Origin of the sequence: Microbacterium sp. NPDC076911 (assembly GCF_040687125.1) — a bacterium.
Classification (GTDB): Bacteria; Actinomycetota; Actinomycetes; order Actinomycetales; family Microbacteriaceae; genus Microbacterium.
In genome coordinates, this window is record NZ_JBFBMP010000009.1 from 58,474 (window position 1) to 76,889 (window position 18,416).

The following is an 18,416-nucleotide window of genomic DNA, read 5'->3' on the forward strand; positions in this document are numbered from 1 at the left end:
CGTCCCCGCGTTAGCGGCGACGGCCCTTCTTGTCGTCCTTCACGTGGCCGCGGAAGGTGCGGGTGGGCGCGAATTCGCCCAGTTTGTGGCCGACCATGGTCTCGGATACAAACACGGGGATGTGCTTGCGGCCGTCGTGCACGGCGATCGTGTGACCCAGCATTGCGGGGACGATCATCGAGCGGCGTGACCAGGTCTTGATGACGTTCTTCGAACCGGATTCGTTCTGCGAGACAACCTTGCGAAGCAGGTGCTCGTCGACGAAGGGGCCCTTCTTAAGACTGCGTGGCATCTTCCTCTACTCCTACTTGCGCTTCTTGCCGGCGTTGCGACGGCGAACAATGTACTTGTCGCTTTCCTTGTTCGCGTGGCGGGTACGGCCTTCGGCCTGGCCCCACGGCGTAACAGGGTGACGACCACCGGAGGTCTTACCCTCACCACCACCGTGCGGGTGGTCGACGGGGTTCATTGCAACACCACGAACGGTCGGGCGGATGCCCTTCCAGCGGTTACGACCGGCCTTGCCCCAGTTGATGTTCGACTGCTCGGCGTTGCCGACCTCGCCGATCGTCGCGCGGCAGCGTGCATCAACGTTGCGAATCTCGCCCGAGGGGAGACGCAGCTGAGCGTAGGGGCCCTCTTTCGCCACGAGGCGAACCGAGGTGCCAGCCGAACGAGCCATCTTGGCACCGCCGCCGGGGCGGAGTTCGATCGCGTGGATCACGGTACCGGTGGGGATGTTGCGCAGCGGCAGGTTGTTGCCGGGCTTGATGTCAGCGCCAGCGCCCGACTCAACGATGTCGCCCTGAGCCAGCTTGTTCGGCGCGATGATGTATCGCTTCTCGCCGTCGAAGTAGTGCAGGAGCGCGATGCGTGCGGTGCGGTTGGGGTCGTACTCAATGTGAGCGACCTTGGCGTTGACGCCGTCTTTGTCGTTGCGACGGAAGTCGATCACGCGGTACTGGCGCTTGTGGCCACCACCAATGTGACGGGTCGTGATGCGACCCTGGTTGTTGCGACCACCGGTCTTTGACAGCGGGCGGAGGAGCGACTTCTCAGGCGTCGATCGTGTGATCTCGGCGAAGTCGGCCACCGACGAGCCGCGGCGACCCGGGGTCGTGGGCTTGTACTTGCGAATAGCCATATCTCTAGTCCTCTATTCCGACCGTCAGCCGACAGCCGTGAAGATGTCAATGGTGCCCGACTTCAGGGTCACGATGGCGCGCTTGGTGTCCTTGCGCTTTCCCGTGCCGAAGCGGGTGCGACGGGCCTTGCCGACGCGGTTGAGCGTGTTAACCGCTGCAACCTTGACGTCGAAGATCTTCTCGATAGCGAGCTTGATCTCAGTCTTGGAGGCACGTGGGTCCACGAGGAACGTGTACTTGCCTTCGTCGATGAGACCGTAGCTCTTCTCTGAAACGACCGGCTTCAGGATGATGTCGCGTGGGTCTTTGTTCACGGCGGTCATGCCGAGACCTCCTCGGAAGCGCCAGCCTTCGAAGCAACGAATGCGTCGTAAGCGGCCTTGGTGAAGACGATGTCGTCTGAGACGAGCACGTCGTATGCGTTGAGCTGGTCAGACGTCAGCACGTGCACGTACGCAAGGTTGCGCACGCTCTTCACGGTCAGCTCGTCTGCGCGGTCGATGACCACCAGCACGTTCTTGACAGCACCGAAGCCGGTAAGCACGGTTGCGGCGGCCTTGGTCGACGGCGCACCGTCGATCTCGAAGGAGTCAACGATGTGCAGGCGTCCACCACGAGCACGGTCGCTGATTGCACCCAGAAGGGCAGCAGCGATCATCTTCTTGGGGGTGCGCTGCGAGTAGTTGCGCGGCTTCGGGCCGTGGACAATGCCACCACCGGTCATGTGAGGCGCACGGATCGAGCCCTGACGGGCGTTACCGGTTCCCTTCTGCTTGAAGGGCTTGCGACCTGCACCCGAGACCTCACCGCGACGCTTGGTCGAGTGGGTTCCCTGGCGAGCTGCCGCGAGCTGCGCGACAACGACCTGGTGGATCAGCGGAATGTTCGTCTTGACGTCGAAGACTTCGGCGGGCAGCTCAACCGAGCCAACCTTCTTGCCATCTGCCTTCAGCACGTCGAGCGCGAGAGTCGAGTCAGTCATGTGCTCAAGCCCCCTTCACTGCGTTGCGGACGTAAACGATGCGGCCACGAGCGCCGGGGACGGCGCCCTTGACGAGCAGCAGACCCTTCTCGACGTCGATGCCGTGCACCTTGAGGTTCATAACGGTCACGCGCTCGCCACCCATACGGCCGGCCATGCGCATGCCCTTGAAAACGCGGCTCGGGGTCGACGATGCGCCGATCGAGCCAGGCTTGCGGTGGTTGCGGTGAGCACCGTGCGAGGCGCCCATGCCCTTGAAGTTGTGACGCTTCATAACACCCGCGGTGCCCTTACCCTTGCTGGTGCCGACAACGTCGACCAGCTGGCCGGCCTCGAACACACCGTCAACGGTGAGCTCCTGGCCGAGGGTGTAGTCGCCGGCATCCGCGGTGCGGATCTCGGTGACGTGGCGACGCGGGGTCACGCCTGCAGCCTCAAAGTGAGCCGTCAGGGGCTTGTTGACCTTGCGGGGATCGATCTGGCCGTACGCGATCTGAACAGCCTTGTAGCCGTCCTTCTCGGGCGTGCGAACCTGAGTGACCACGTTGGGGGCCACTTCGATCACAGTCACGGGGATGAGCTTGCCGCTCTCGTCCCAAACCTGAGTCATGCCGAGCTTGGTGCCGAGCAGACCCTTGGAAGTCTTGTTGTTGATGTCAGCCATGTCGAACCTCAGAGCTTGATCTCGATGTTGACGTCTGCCGGCAGGTCGAGACGCATAAGCGAGTCGACAGCCTTGGGCGTCGGGTCGATGATGTCGATCAGGCGCTTGTGGGTGCGCATTTCGAAGTGCTCGCGGCTGTCCTTGTACTTGTGGGGCGACCGGATAACGCACACGACGTTCTTCTCGGTCGGCAGCGGCACGGGGCCTACTACCGTCGCGCCCGCACGGGTCACGGTGTCGACGATCTTGCGCGCCGATGAATCAAGACCGGCGTGGTCGTACGACTTCAGGCGAATGCGGATTTTCTGTCCCGCCATTGTCTGTCTCTCTCTCTAACGCGTCTTACCTACCCGGGGTGCCGGGGGCATTGGACGCCCGGTGACGCTGTTGCGCCATGGGCACTTCCACCAGTTCTCACTGGTTTTGCTGCACCACTGTTCTCATGTCAATCCGGATGCCTCAGCATCCGGAACCAAAGTCTGCGCACGCGAACGCGCTGCCCATTTCTGGGTGGGTTTTGGTTTGGATGTTCTAACTACCCGCGGCCTAGGACCCTGCACCTTCTAAGAAGTTGACGCCGCCTATGCACTGCCCTGGTAGTGATCCGGGCGCACACCTAAAAGGGGCGCCGGAATGTGGAACCTCAGTAGTCTACGTGCAGCCCGGGCGTGTCGCAAACTCGGGCGTGTCTAATTCTTGGTTTGTTGGGCGTGTTCTCAGACACGCCGAGCCAGAACGCAGCGAATGGCCTGGGGCTCTCGCCCCAAGCCATTCTCTGCCGTGTGTTTATGGGCTAGATCACTCCGACATGCGCTGGCGACGCGCGACGATGTAGATCCCGAGCCCAGCGAGCATCAAGAGCGCTGCACCCCACGCGACGAAAGCCGACAGTCCCATGGCACCAGTGACGGGCAGTGGCGGAATGGTCGGATTCTCGAGAACCAGGTTCAATACTGTGTCTGGCTCAATAGTGATCGTCGATCCGTTGGCGAGCACCGTTCCGTTTTCGAGCACCAACACGGGGTTGCCCCATCCCGCACCGGAGACCAGGTTGCCCACGGGCTTGACCTCGGTGATGGTGACGACCGTTCCTTCAGGGATCGGCTCGGATGAGACGAACTCGTCTGCCTTGAGCGTCAGTTCGCCAGACGATTCCTGCCCCTCGTAGCTGTATCCCACGATGAAGGAGGGATCACCAGTGACGAGGGATGAGCCTGCGCCAGTGATCTTCTTGGTCAGCATGAACTGTCCGGTTTCTTCTCCTGTGCCCCCTACGTCGAGCGGTGTCGTCGGGTTCGTGAGCAAGACATCGAGCATCGTGTCGGTCGAATCGATCACGAACGAGGCCGCCACATCGCCTTCGCCCGGCACTACGCCGAGGCCCGAGAATACTGGCTGACCCCAGCCGACTCCGGTGATGGGCTCGGGAGCGATCTCTCGGATCCAGACGTCACTTCCCAGGCGAAGATCGCTCGGGCCATCAACTGTCGGTGCAGCCTTGGTCATCGCCGGAAGCGCTGTCCAGGTTTCACCATCGTCAAGCGAGTACTCCGCGACGAACTCGAAGTCGTCGGGAACGCGCTCGTCAGCGTCTCCTGAGACGCTCTTCGTCAGGGTGAAGCCACCCAGCAACTCTGAGAACTCGTTCTCAAGCTGTAGCTGCGCGCTCACATCGCCCTCGGTGATCGTCAACGTGGCAGTGCGCCCGTCTTCGCTGACCGCATATCCCGCGCCCGCAAGCCACGAGTAGCCGTCCCACTGCACATATCCCGGCAAGCCGTCGACGTCTGCTTCCGTCAAGGTGACAACGGTGCCCACCGGGAACGTGGTGTCGGGTGTGGCCGACCACCCACCGTTGATGTCGAGGGTGAGCTCGCCGTCGACGCCGTTGGAAGCGGTGTAGGGAACGGTGAAGGCGAGACCCGACAGTGCCGGATCGGTCAGTTCGAAGTCACCTTCGACGACCTTCGTCACATCAAACGTTCCGGTCAACTCGTCGAACGAGTTCTGCACCGAGAGCCGAACCGGATCGCCGTCTGAGATGACGATCGTCGCGGTGAGGCCGTCTTCTGACACCGAGATGCCGTCGCCAGCGATCCAGGTGTATCCCGTCCACTCAACGCTCGGCGGCAGGTCAGCCGGCGGCGTCTCGGTGAGCGTCACCTCGACACCGCGCGGAAGATCAGGACCAGCTGCAGACCAGCCGTTGCTCGAGTTCATCTCGAGTGATCCCGACGCGCCATTGCTCGCGGTGTACTCCACCTCGAAGGTCAGCCCTGAGAGCTCGGGACTGGTCAGCTCAAAGTCGCCGTCCACGAGCTTCTGCACCGCGAACGAACCGGTGAGCTCAGAAAAGCTGTTCTCCAGCTGCAGTTGCACAGTGGTGTCGTCACCGATCGTGATCGTGGCCGTCGAGCCATCCTCACTCACGGTGACACCCTCTGCGTCCAGCCAGGTGTAGCCATCCCATTGCACGTTCGGAGCGAGCGTGTCTTGATCGACCGCAACCTCGGTGAGCGCAACGGTAGTGCCGGTCGGCAGCGCCGGGCCAGTTGCCGCCCACTCCCCCGCAGCGTTGAGGTAGAGAACCCCTGTTTGATCATTGGATGCTGAGTAGTTCACCTCGAACGTCAGGTCTTTCAGCTCATCACTGTTGAGCTCGAACGGCCCGTCAACGACCTTCTCAACCGCGAAGTCACCGAACAGTTCGGTGAACGAGTTGGTCACCAACAGTGCCGCCGGGTCGCCCTCGCTCACCGTGAGCGTGGCCGTCTGACCATCGCCCGAAACGGTGATGCCGGGGCCCTCAGCCCACTCGTAGTCATCGAAGCGAACGTTGGGGTCAAGTCCCGTCACCTCAGCTTCGGTGAGGGTGATCTGAGTGCCAACGGGGAACGGCAACTCGCCGGGACCACCCGTCCACGCACCAGCCTGGTTGAGCTCGATCGCTCCTGACCTGTCGCCGCCCGACCAGTTCACGGTGAACGTGAGTTCTGCCATCTCGGGGTCGGTGAGTTCGAAGCCCTCCACCGCTTTGGTGACGGTGAACGTACCGTTTGACGCTAGGGCAGGGTTGTTCAACAAGACGGCGATCTCTTGGTCTTTCTCGGCGATCGTGAACGAAGCCGTGGCGCCCTGCTCGGCGTCATCCACCGTGAAGACGGGGTCTTGCCAGGCGTAGTCGATGCCGTCGCCCGGGGCAACCTCGCGCAGCAGAACGTTGGTGCCCACCAGCAGATCCGGACCAGCGACGGTCAGGCTCGACATGGTGATCGGGTCAAGTGGAATCCACGTTGCGCCTTCGTCGGTGCTGTATTCGACGACGAAGCTCGCGTCTTCTGGCACTCGATCTGCGCCATCACCGGTGAGCTCTTTGGTCACGTCGAACGAACCGAAGATCTGCGTGGCGGTGTTCTCAACGGCAACGGAAACCAGCGTGGTGCCGTCGATCGTGAAGCTCACGGGCTGTTCGGCTTCTTCGTCACCGAGCGACCACGTCTGTTCACCCCACTCGATACCAGCGATCTCGGGAAACCCGATCTCTGTGATCGACACGACAGTGCCGAACGGCAGATTTGCGATGACCTCTGATGCTTCGAAGATTGTGGCGGTGAGCTGCTGAGCATCACCGTCGCCGAGCGTGTATTCGAATGTGAACTCGGCGTCGTCGGGAACCATGTCTGCCCCGGTGCCCGTCACGGTCTTCTCGACCTGGAACTGGCCGAAGAGCTGGGTCGCGGTATTCGCTACCGAGAACTCGACGGTGGTCTCTGACTCAATGGTGAAGCTCACTTGCCCGTCAGCATCGGGAGTCTGCGAAGCGCCGTTGATCGTCCAGGTTGGCGTTCCCCATTCCACCCCCGCGATTTCAGGCAACTCTGCTTCGCCGACAGTCACGACTGTGCCGAAGGGCAATTCGCCCACGAGGGCGGATGTCTCACCCGCGGTCAGCTTCAGCGTGACGGGATCTTCGTCATCGATTTGGTAGACGACCGAGTACTCAGTCGTGGATGGAACGATAGCGGGGTCACCGTTCACCGTCAGCGTTTTGGCGACGGTGAAGCCCCCGAACAGCTGAGTTGGGTAGTTGGTGACGGTCAACGCAGCAGACGCTGCGTCGCTGGTGATCTCGAAGACGGTCCACCCATCATTGTCAATAGTGATCGCCGTTCCGGCAGCCGCAGCCCACGTCGGGGTGCCCCATTCGACGCCGTCAACTTCGGGCAACGGGGTGACCTCTTTGACCTTGACGATCGTTCCGATCTCAAGGTCTTCGGGGCCCTCCCACACGGTGCCGTCGCCGGCCAGTTCGATGCGCTCCGCATCCGCGTCACCGATCTTCACGTCGACCGGGTAGGCCTTGTCGCCCACCAGAGCCGAACCAGTTCCATCCAGCGCCTTTTGCAGCGTGAAGGAGCCGTAGGTCTCGGTGGCCGTGTTGACAACGGAAAGCGCGACCGTCTCGTTGATGTCGGACGCGGTGATGGTGAACTGCGTCCAGCCATCGACGGTCGTCGCGTCGTCTCCGCCGACGGTCCACGTGGGCGTTCCCCAGCTCACGCCGGGTGTGTTTGCTGGCTGAATCTCACGAACCTGCACCAGGGTGCCCAGGGCGAGGCCGCCAAAAGTATCACTGGCCTCATCGGCGGCAAGCTCAAACTTCGTCGTCGGGTCAGACCACGTCTCACCGTCATCAACGCTGGTGCGGTACTCCAGATCGAACGTCTTGCCCGCAACGTCTGGCTCGCCGCCGTCTTCGCTGACCTGCACGGTCTTGGTGACTTGGAACGAACCGTACTGCTCGACTGCCTTGTTGGTGGCGGTCAGAGTGAGGTCGACGGGAGGCAAGAACTCGAAGGAGTACCAGCCCGCGCTTTGCTCGGTCCAATCCGTCGGTGTGCCGCTCCATACAACGTCGTCCCACGACACATTGTCGGTATCGGCCGGCGTATTCTCACGCACCCACACGTCAGAGCCGTAAACGATGGTGCTGGCCGTGTCGACAGTGTCGCCAGCCGCGATCGGGCCGAGATTGACGGGTGTGCCGTCCTCGCCGACTTTGTACTGGAACGAGAAGGTTGCGTCTGGCAACGGCTCGCCTTCGGCGCGCGCCTTGGCAATAGTGAAGCCGCCGGTGATGCGATCGAACGCATTCGTGACCACAAAGTCAAGATCTTGTGATTCACCGTCGATCTCGAACGTCACGCAGCCGTCATCATTGGCGGTGAGCGCGTCGCCGTTCACCGTCCACGTTGCTTCGTCGAAGTTCCAACCGGTAACGCTGGGCGCCGGTTCGCAGACGGTAACGCTGGTGCCATAGGGCAGCGGTTCTGTGACGGGCCTGATCGGACCTGCGCCCGGTGTGAGCGTAGTTGTAACAGGACCGACCGCCTCGGCTCCAGGCAGCGCATAGCTGTAAGTCACGTCGAACGTTGTAGAGCTAGGCACGTTCTCACCGTCGGCGAGCGCTTTGGCCAGCGTGAATCCACCGTAGGCGTTTTCCACTGTCACTCGGGGCACGAGTTCGCCGGTTTTCGGCGAGATCACCAGTCGACCGGTCGACGAATCATCGCCGTTGGGAGGGATGAAGGTGACAGTGCCGCCAGTGCCGCCCTCATCGAGGCCGTCACCGGTCTCAGAAAAGGTGAGCTCGTAGCCATACGGCAGCGACTGCGACGAGACAGCAACCCAGTCGCCGTCGACGCCATCCTTCTCGAGGGTGAACTCAAGCTCCGTGACCTTAGGATCGCCGGGCAGCGCTGTGCTCTCGTTGCCGGTCGCGTCGATGCGGTCTGAGCCACGGAAGTTGTTGGCGGAGTCGACTTCGATCGTGAACTTGAAGTCGTCGTCAACGACGACCCCTTCGGGCACATCAAAGGTTTTCTCAATCTCATAAGTGCTGACACCGAAGTAGCCCGCGTCATAGGTGTGATCGTTCTCACCCGGACCACCGACGGTGATAGAAACCTGTCCGGTCGACGAGCCGGTGGGCGATGCAACTCGCGAAACGGCGGATGGGACGGGGTCCGAATCGTTCGTTGTGCCAGTCGCGCCGCTGTAGTTGCCGGTCGTTGCCGTCGAAGTCACACCAGAAGTGGTGAGCTGAATGTCATCCCAGGCCATATCAGCGAAGCCGGCGTGGTCGGCGTTGGCGCCTTCAAGCGCCAAGGTTGAACCCGGCTTGAAGATGAGCACGTACTCTGCCGGGTTGCCCGCGCTTCCTGGCACAAACGCTGGCTCGTCTGGCGCATTCGAGTCGTACTGAATGTCAGGATCGTCGCTGCGGAAATAGTAGGTTCCCGCCCGGCCGTTTACGGATGCTGTGGTGCGCTCGCCAATCAGCTCCTCTGCAACGCCGTTCTCGTCGGCCGACCAGAGTTCGACGATCGCACCGTTGATGCCGGGCTCGTCTGCGTCTTGGCGCCCATTGAGATCCGCGTCGTACCAGACACGGTTGCCGATCTCGATCGGCGAGGCAACCCCGAGCAACGCTACCGACCCGAGCCCGCCTCCCTTTTGGAAGGTCGGCACAAGCACAGTGCTCGAGTTCACTTCCCCGTCGTCGCACAACGTCGGGTCGTCGGGGTCAAGGGTTGCGCAGACTTGGTCAAAGCCACGAGTGGCAACACCATTGTTCTGGTCGAACCAGAGCAGCCCATTGCGATTGATGCCGCTCAACGGGTCCATCGCCGTGCTTGCAATCTCATCCACGCCCGGGTAGGTGACCACCGAGCCCATCGTCACCTCGTTGTGGGTGGTTCCGGTGCCGAGGTTCTGACGATCGTTGAGAAATTCTCCGGTGAGCGGCCCCTGGCCGTTGTCATACGTGGCTTCTTGTGAGGGGTCGCCCTCAGAAGTCGTTCGAGGGCCACGCTCGCCTACCGTGCCGTCGCATTCGAGACGGAACTGGCCCGTCGACGCGCAATCGCCGGTGCCGTTGTCGCCCAACGCTGCGGGAGAAGCGATAAGAGTGTCACCGTTGATTACGGACTCCCAGTAGCGCCCCGTAGTCGGGACAGTCACCGCGGCATAGTTGCGGTTACCGCTCTGCAGCGCCGTGCGGTCGGTCAGACCCACGATCATGTAGCCATCAATGTCGAACGTGATGCCCGAGAGGATCGGCTGAGCGTACGAATGCAGCCAACCCGTTCCCCACTTGCACTCCGCAGCGAGGCCAACGGTGCCGCCGTTGTTCGTAACTGCCGAGGCGAAGGGGTTGTCGGTGTTGACAGGATCGCCGTTGCTGTCCCAAGACCAGCTGTCGGTCCACGAGTTCCACTGCTGCAGTTGGTCGGCCTGGTCTTGGAGGGGGCCCGCGGCGTTTCCGTTACTTGGGCAGGTCTCGATCGGTGCGCCGTTGCTGGTGCGACGAGCAGGCCAGTTCTCGACGTTCGAGCCCTTGGTGTATCCCAAGTCGAACGTGAGTTCCTCTCGCCATTCGGGATCAACCACACCCGTCGATCCCGATGAAACCGCAACCTGAAGCGCCGAGACCGGGGTGGAGACGACATACCCCATCATCCCGGCGTCTTCGGCAGACACCCCTGGCCGTGAACCGGTGTCGACGTATCCCATGTACAGGCGCTCACCGTACACACTGAGAGCCCAAAGCTGTTGGTTGTCGAGCAAGCCGGATTCGATCTTCACCGCCTGTGAGGGGGTGAAGCTGGCGTTGTCGTACGCGTTCTGGATGTCGATGCCATAGATCGATCGATCATTCAGGTTGGTCACGAACAACGTCGAGCTGTCTACCGTGGTGGCGATGCCACCGATGCCTGCGCGGGCAGCGTTCGTGAACGCGTCGATGTCTTTTGCAGGAGTGTTGTTGAGGTCCAGACCGCGGTCAGCGTTCGTTTCGATAGAGCCGAGATCGACCGTGCCCGCACCATTTTGAACGCCAAGATCTGAAACATCAAACCACTGCTCGACGCCAGCACCTTCGGTCACATTGCCATCGGGATCGAGTACGTCGAGAACACGGTAGATGCCACCGAGCTGTGGATCGCCGTTGTCTTCCTTCATGCCAGCCATGCGCTTGAGCGATGCCGAGGCGAGCATCATGTTGCCGTCACGAATGTATGCCGTGCCCCAAATTGAGCCCGTCTCCTCGAAGGTGCCGAGCGTTTGCCGGGCGAACGGCCAATTGTCGTCATCGGACGAGCCTTCATCTGACCACGGCTGAGCGACGAGCGACGCCAACCCCTGAGAGAAGTTGCCCTCCGCTGCCGGATCGCCGGGGTACTGAATCGCCGTTGCAATGGGCGCGTTTTCTTGAACGACCTGATCGGGGATCACCAGGCTGAGATCTACGCTCGTGTCGCCCAGCATCACGAACTGCACGCTCGTGTTGTTGTCGCCTTCGATATCGACACCAGTGGGGGGCGTGCCGTTCGCTGCGAAGCCCGGCTCGAAACCTCGCCCGAGAGCATCCCAGCCTGAAAACTCGACTCGAAGATCGTCAGAACGCGCGCCGATCACATCGATGGCGTATTCGCCGTCATCATCGCTGACGCCAGTGCCCACAACATCGCCGTCGGCATCGTAGGCAGTAGCCGTGACGCCAGCGACCGGACGGTTTCGCACGACTCCCGCGGAGGCGTTGCCTTCGGAGTACCAGCCGGTGCTGGCGAAGTCTTGGAAAACCACTCCAGAAACTGATCCGTCGATGTCGCCGGCTGCCGAGGCAGGCGCTATGCCCACCACGAGTCCCGCAGATACCAGAGCGGCGCTTACTAGCGTTGCCACACCCGCGCGAATTTTGCGCAGCGTCTTATTGCCATCGGCTTCGATGTTGATCACGCGGTTCCCCAACCTCGCGAACGAGCGAGCGCAAACTCGTCGTTCTTATCTCCCCAGAAAAGGCGACACACGGCATCGCCGGTCTACCCGATGGCTACGCTAAACGCGTTCACCGCTCGCACAAAAACGAGCAAGAAGTCTTTGGGTAAAACTGAGGTCGTGAGGAAAAACTGAGGTCGTGAGGAAAAACTGAGCAAACAACCGCTGAGGGCCACTGCCGCTGGCTGATCAACCCTACTCGGCTAGAACGCCACTTCTGGCGCGCCTATGCCGCTCCCCGCTAGCTCGTGACGCTGGCTCGGCGGCGCATCTTTGAAACGGCCATTAGCGTTGGGCCGGCAAGCAGCGCGGCGAGTGCCGCGAGGCCGACAGACGTTGGAGTCTGACCGCCTGTCACAGCGAGTGGTTGCACGATCGCGCCTGAGGCACTGTCTTCGTTGCACGCCACAACTTCGCCATCGCCATCTGCGTCAGCCCCACACTGCTCAGCGGTGTTCGTGATGGTGCTGGCTGAGACATCGGTGGTGTCGGTGCTGCTCACAGGTTCGCACTCCGGACAGCGCACCTGCACGCTTGAACCGACCGCCGCGTGAACGACAACGACCGAGTCGCAGTCGTTGCTGGGGTTCGTATCGAGGGGCGCGCTCACGCATGCCTCATTCGTGAAGGTGCCCGAAAAGATCAGTGACGGATCAGGGCCGACCGCGACATCGCCGATGGCGCTTGCGGTGTAGTCAGGACTTGCTTTGACTTGCACCTTGATTTCAACCGTGCCGCTTGTCGACGCATCAAGGGCAACGTCGCTGACGGTGACCACGTTCTCGTCGATTTCACTGGACCACCCCGCAGGCACGAGCACCGACCGGACGATCAGCCCCTCAGGAACCTCGTCTGTGATGACCGCCGCTGCCGCGGCGGCGGTGCCGTGGTTCGTCACGGTGAGAAAGTAGCTGAACTCAGTGCCGTGCTCCACGATGTCTTGTTCGAGGTCGGAATGAGTTTTCTCGATGCCCAGGTCGATGTAAGTCGGGACCGGTGTGGGATTGGGCGTCGGGGTGGGCGTTGCTGTTGGGGTCGGGGTGGGCGTCGGGGTCGGGGTGGGTGTCGGGGTCGCGGGCTCGCACTCGAGCATCGGCCAGGTATCGGTGGAGTTCGTCTGCACGAAGGTCACCGTGAAGCCAGTGATCGTGCCCATGTATGCGGGGTAATCGAAGGTGATCACGCCCGAGACAACTTCGACTTCGGTGAGCGGGCGTGTGGTGCCGTCCGAGAAACGCAGGCCGAGGTTGTTGTAGCCCCCAGCGATGTTCAGGTCGACAAAAGCATTCACCTGAGTGGTGGATGCTTCGCCGCTCGCGCGGTACTCAAGGTTGATGTGATCGCCATTCACTAACCCGCGGCGGTAATCGACCGTGATCTCGTCACAGGTGAGGTACTGAATGGGATTCATAGCGCTCGCGCCTGACGAGACGAAGGCCGTCGTATCCTGCGGCTGCACACCCTGATCTGCAGACGCGGCGGTTACGGCACCCGCGCTTGAGCCGAGAACGAGTGCGAGCGCAAGTGTCGTTGCGAGCGCGGTACGCAAGTGACGCACGGTGATCCTCCCCAGACGGTGCACAGCGCACCAAGTTCGACAGGTTGCTTTTCGCTGCAGCATCCCCATGCCACAGCGACACCCCATCTGAATTCACGACGCTTCGGGTCGCCGCGTGAACACGTGTTCGCGGGCAACGATAGCCAGCAAATCTCGGGCGCTCACCACGAAATAGCGCTGATCAAGTCAATACTTAGGGGAACCTGAGCCTATGCCGCAGATGGCTCTGCCGATGCAGATTTTCGCCGCTGCCAGGCACCCGATCCTTAGAGAGAAAGCTCCCCTCGCGGCCGGCCACGAGGGGAGCTTTTTGCGCGCGTGGCGCGCGGTGAGAGGAGCGACCGCGGGGACGACGCTCCTCTCACACGACTAGAGCAGCAGCTTCGCGTGGTTGCGGCGACGACGAACGACGAGAACTGTCAGGCCCCCACCGAGCAGAGCCAACAACCCCAGCATCACGATCGTGGCCAGCGGGCCACCACCGGTTACCGGCAACGCCGAAAGCAGCACCACCGTATCGTCGCTGTCGCTACCCAAATCTTCCGGGTCGCCGAAGGTGTGGTAATCCACAATCGCGACGTTGGTGATGACGCTCGCGGTCGACGAAGCGTTGACCAGGGCGGTCAGCGTGATCGTCGGTGCGCTCGACGGACCACCGTTGTCACTGTTCAGCGGCTGCAGGGGCCCGGTGAGTACGCACTCGAGTGATCCGCCGTAGCCAGCGCTATCAGCACCCGACACTTCACACGTTTCCCAGTAAGGGAACGTCGTGTTGTCACCTTCGCCTGGCCAGCTCACATCAGTGATCTTCAGGTCTGCGGGGATCGAGTCGGTCACGACAACACCCTCAGCCGCTGCGTCCGTGCTGACATTCGCTACCGCGATGTCGTAGGTGAACGACTCACCAGGTTCGCTCTTGTCAACACTGGCGGTCTTCTCGACCTCAACCTCGGTGTGACGAGCGACTGCACACTCGGGCGTTGCCGCCGGGTACTCGGTCGTGAACATCACCTCGGGGTTCACGCTGAACGTGCCGGTGGTCAGTCCGCGCCATGCGAAATCGAGCTCGCTCGGGTCAAGGATCAGACCGTTGAACACGTTCTGGGCCTGTTCTTCGGGCGTCATGATCGTCGTCGTTCCGGGCAGGTAGTACTGTCCATCGCCAGCGAGATCAGAACGCTCGATGGCGCGCCATCCCGGGTAGTCGATGGAGATGCCCGCGGGATTGAACTCCGCACCCGGCCAGGGAATCTCGTCCGACCAGGTTGACGTTCCGCCGGCTTGCGTCATCGCGACCTGCGCGGGTGACGTTTCCGGAGTTACGTCGCCGTTGGTCGGCATCCACACGAAGTCGATCGGCTCCGAAATGAGCAGCTCAGACTTTGACACCGTCCAACCGAGCAATGCAGCTTCGTTCACACAACTCGTGTAGACCGACGCCACGACGTCTCGTGTCGGGATGTTCTCGTCGTCGCAGTTGTTCGAATCGTTGATGTCGGGCCCGTTGAATTGCTCGTCCTCAACTACCCCGGTCAACTCGACACACGCCGTGTTATCAAGCGACTCGAGCGGCGTTGGCACCTCGGGCGTCGCGTCGCCGTGAATGACGTGCGGGAGCGGCGAAGTCACTTCGTAGGGAAGGAACTCGACGGTCAGGGTGACCGTGGCCGACTCGCCCACACCCAAGGAGTCGAGCGTGAGGTCGACAACGTTGCCTTCGTAGCCGGGGCTCGGGCTCCAGCTGGCGCCCTCAACATCTAGGCCGATGATCTCGAGACGGTCATTGAGGTCATCATCCGTGACCTTCAGGCCATAGGCAGTTCGCGTGCCGTAGTTGGTCACTGTGAGCACGTAGTCGAACACGTCCCCCGGCGCGACCGAGGTCTCACCATCAGGCAGCTCAGACGTCTTCGCGATGCCCACATCGTCAACGTGAACGACCGTGCAGCCGTCGTCGGTATCTTCGTAGGCGCCAGAAGTCACGGTCGCGTCGTTCCAGATCACGATGCCGTGCCTGTAGATATCACCGCAGGCTTCAAGTACCTGCTCGTCAGACGACACCACGTCGACCACGGCGCTGACCTCGTAGGTGTACGAGGGGAACTGCTCGCCATCGACAACCAACTCGCCCGCTTCTACGAGCGTCCAGGTGCCATCGCCGTTCCATGTGCCGTTGTCCAGCGGTCCGCCGTCAGTCGCTGTTGCCGTCCACGACTCGCCATCGGCCAGCGTCACACCGGCCGGAAGAACCGGCTCGTCGGTGAGGGTGAACCCTACGGGCGACGGCAGCGGATCTGCATCCGTTTCTGGATAGCTGACCGTCACGTCGTACGAGATGTTCCAGGAACCGTTCTCGTTCTGGGTGCTGACGCTTCCGATCTTGTAGATCTCAGGGAAGACCGGCTCTGCGCACGCGTCGACCATGGTCGTCTGCCCGATCGTCGACAGTGTCGCCGTGTTCAAGAAACCGCCAGCAGGATCTGAGCTATCGGGGTAACACATTGTCGTGCCTGCCTCGATCGCTTCAGCGGCGACATCAGCCACGGCTGTCACCGTGTAGGTGTGTGTCGCACCGGCCGGTATCGTCTTCGCATCCGCGAGCACCGCGCGGCCGTCGGTAGCAAACGGATTCTCGTCGCCATCTTCAAATCGCCAGGTTGCACTGTCAACCGAGATATCTCCGCCGAACATGAGTTCGTCGGTGAGGTCGTACCTGGCAGAAAGACCTTCGGGGTTCAACTCGCCATCGGCGGGCATCGTCGCAACGACGTTGTAGGTCACGGTCCACTTGCCGGTCTCGGCGTCTTGCTGAATCGACGCCACCGTCTTGTCAATCGAGGGGTACACGCGCTCGGCGACCGGGATGCATGCCTCACTCTCGTCGACGACGCTGTCGGCCACCAAGAGGTCAACGTGGTTGTACAGGCCATTGCCCGCGCCGATATCGCTGTTGCACACACGGTCCGAGACAGGCACCTCCGCGGTAACTGTGGCATTCCACGTCACCGTCCAGTTGTGCTCATCAGTTGCGCCAAGCGCCACCGGCTCTGCGGGGAAGGAAGCTCCCGCCGCGATCGGGTACACAGTGTCGTCACCCGCGCGTTGCGCTGTTCCCGTGCCAAGCGTCAGACCATTGGCGAATCCGGGCTCGTCGTTCAAGGTGTAGAACGTGGCGTACCCGCTGGGGCTCACCGTCACTTCGTAGGTGACAATCCAGGCGTCTGGGTTATCTGGGTTCTGCATCGCGCTCACCCCCGTCTTCTCCACCGTGGGAAGTGCCGGGCTCGAGCAGGCGTCTGCTGTGTCACTGTCGCCGTTGGAGGTCAGCGTCACCGAATTCAGGAACCCACCTTCCTCGAGCGAGCCTTCCGCGGCGCACATCGTGATAGCGCCGTCTTCCCATGCAGCTTCAGTGACGTCCGCACTCACCTCGACAACGTAGTAGTCGACGCCTCCGGCGACCAGCACTCGGTCAGCGATGATTTCCGTGCCGCTAGCCGCATCGAAGCTGGTCCAGGCGCCGGTCGGCACTCCAGCGTTGTCGCTGGTCGCCCACCGGGCAGCGACGGGCACGATAAGGGTGCCGTCGAGCAGCGGTGCGTCGGAGAGATCGTACGTCGCGACCAGGTCGGTCTCGTTCTTGACGGTGACGAGATAGGTGACCTGCCAGGTGCCGTCAGCAAGCTGTTCAGTGCTAAGGACTGACTTCAACGGGGTGGCGGGAACAGTTTCGGTCTCAACGCAGCCCGTATCGTTCGCTGTCGCCGCACCTGAACTGATGGTGGCCGTGTTGATGAGCCCACCGGTGCCTGTTTGCGGGTCACACGAGCCAATCGATGTTGCCTCTGCCGATGCCTTCAGCGTGCCCGACACCACGAAGGTGTAGGTCTGGCCCGCAGGAAGCAATGAGGCCACGTCAGTGGACTCCCAGATCAGCTGGGGCGAAGCATCGGGAGCGAGCGAGAGGTTCACCGCCGGAGTATCAGCACCATTGACCACCGCCCACTCGGTACCTACGAGCGTCCAATTAGCCGGAGCCTCAGGAAGAACATCAGTTACCGACGCGTCAACCGGCAGATCTCCCGGGTTGGTGACCACGATCTCCCACGACACCGTCCACTCGCCCGTGTCTGCATCCTGCACGGATAGTTGTCCCGTCTTCGAGATTGTCGGGAACGAAGGCGCCGAACACGCGTACTCATCCGTTTCTGAGTCGCCGATGGTCAAGGAAGCCTCATTGAGGAAGCCGCCATCAACGCTGCCCATCGGGTTCGCACATGACTGCCAGGTGTCGTTCCCTGCCGGGAACTCGGCGATCGTTGCCGTGACCGTTACGGTGTAAACCGCTTGCGCGTTGCCGTCATCGTTTTGCGGAAGTGACGCGTTTGCGGCAAGCGGAGTCTGCCACTCTGATTCGAAATCAACAGCGCCGCCACCGGCAGGACCGACCCAGCTAGCGCTCGACACAGCGATGCCCGATCCGAATCGAAGGGTGTCATCCAGGTCATAGATCAGAGTGGATGCCTCAGAGGTGTTGTACACGGTGACGTCATAGACGATCGTCCATGTGCCATCTGCCGCCTGAGTCGTGCTTACGATTTCTTTCTCGTGGTACCCCGTCGCTTGCTTGGCGGTGTTCGTGATCGTGCAGACAGCGTGTTCGTCCAACGCGAGCGTCACTACGCCGTCGACGACTGTTCCGTCGTCACAGACCCACGCGCTGGCGTCGTAGCCGTCTGGGCCGTTCTCTGACAGCTCGTAGGCCACGCCGGCTTCGACGGCGACCGTAGCGGTTGTTGCGGTGACGCCGCCATCCGAAGTCGTTCCGGTTGCGTCGATGACCGCGGCCTCACCGCTCTCTGCGGCGACTAGCGTCCATTCGGTCGCGAGCTGGGTGCCAAGTCCGCTCTGATTGTCGACCCGTTTGACGAGCGTCAGAGTGGGCGCGACGTCGTCGTTGACGATTCGATAGTTTCCCGTGGAGCGCTCTGGAATGCTCACGGTCCAGCCGCCGACATCGGTCCACACGCCGCCGATCAACTGTTGGAGCTTGACCTGCTCGTAGCCATCCAATGACGATTCCGAGATCGTGTAGTCATGGTTCGGCCGCACCGCGATTGTGTTCGCGGGAACCAGGGTCTGCTGAAGGTTTGGTTGACTCCTGTCCGCTTCCCGCGAGGGTGGCGAGATCGGAATAATTGATCATGATGAGGTATTCGGAAGAGTTCA

Annotated in this window: 9 protein-coding genes; all 9 read right to left on the minus strand. The window is 61.7% G+C overall.

The features are described 5' to 3' along the window. Nucleotides 1-10: 10 nt before the first annotated feature. The 9 genes from rpsS to AB0O81_RS13425 all read right to left on the minus strand — a co-directional run bounded on the left by rpsS (nt 11) and on the right by AB0O81_RS13425 (nt 18,299). The gene (gene rpsS, locus AB0O81_RS13385; protein ID WP_337339011.1) at nt 11-292 is read right to left on the minus strand and encodes a 30S ribosomal protein S19; all 282 of its coding nucleotides are present in this window, start codon (nt 290-292) and stop codon (nt 11-13) included. A 12-nt stretch (nt 293-304) separates the two neighbouring features. Further along, on the minus strand, nt 305-1,144 hold the full coding sequence (rplB, locus tag AB0O81_RS13390) for a 50S ribosomal protein L2 (protein WP_337339010.1): 840 nt from the start codon (nt 1,142-1,144) through the stop codon (nt 305-307). 24 nt (nt 1,145-1,168) lie between these two features. Then, on the minus strand, nt 1,169-1,468 hold the full coding sequence (rplW, locus tag AB0O81_RS13395; protein WP_337339009.1) for a 50S ribosomal protein L23: 300 nt from the start codon (nt 1,466-1,468) through the stop codon (nt 1,169-1,171). After that, nucleotides 1,465-2,127 (minus strand): 50S ribosomal protein L4, encoded by a 663-nt coding sequence (rplD, locus tag AB0O81_RS13400; protein ID WP_337339008.1) that lies wholly within the window; start codon nt 2,125-2,127, stop codon nt 1,465-1,467. Before rplD ends, rplW begins: the two co-directional genes overlap by 4 nt. Before the next feature lie 4 nt (nt 2,128-2,131). Continuing rightward, nucleotides 2,132-2,791 (minus strand): 50S ribosomal protein L3, encoded by a 660-nt coding sequence (rplC, locus tag AB0O81_RS13405; RefSeq protein WP_363585071.1) that lies wholly within the window; start codon nt 2,789-2,791, stop codon nt 2,132-2,134. A gap of 8 nt (nt 2,792-2,799) precedes the next feature. After that, a complete protein-coding gene (gene rpsJ / locus AB0O81_RS13410; protein ID WP_013584016.1) occupies nt 2,800-3,108 on the minus strand; it encodes a 30S ribosomal protein S10 in 309 nt (102 codons plus the stop codon). Between the two features lie 481 nt (nt 3,109-3,589). Next, entirely contained in the window at nt 3,590-11,590 is an 8,001-nt protein-coding gene (locus AB0O81_RS13415; RefSeq protein ID WP_363585073.1) for a DUF5979 domain-containing protein, read from the minus strand. 280 nt (nt 11,591-11,870) lie between these two features. Beyond that, nucleotides 11,871-13,187, minus strand: a complete 1,317-nt coding sequence (locus AB0O81_RS13420; RefSeq protein ID WP_363585075.1) for a hypothetical protein — start codon at nt 13,185-13,187, stop codon at nt 11,871-11,873. Between the two features lie 369 nt (nt 13,188-13,556). Beyond that, nucleotides 13,557-18,299, minus strand: coding sequence for a hypothetical protein (locus AB0O81_RS13425; protein ID WP_363585076.1), 4,743 nt, complete (start codon nt 18,297-18,299; stop codon nt 13,557-13,559). Nucleotides 18,300-18,416: the final 117 nt, after the last annotated feature.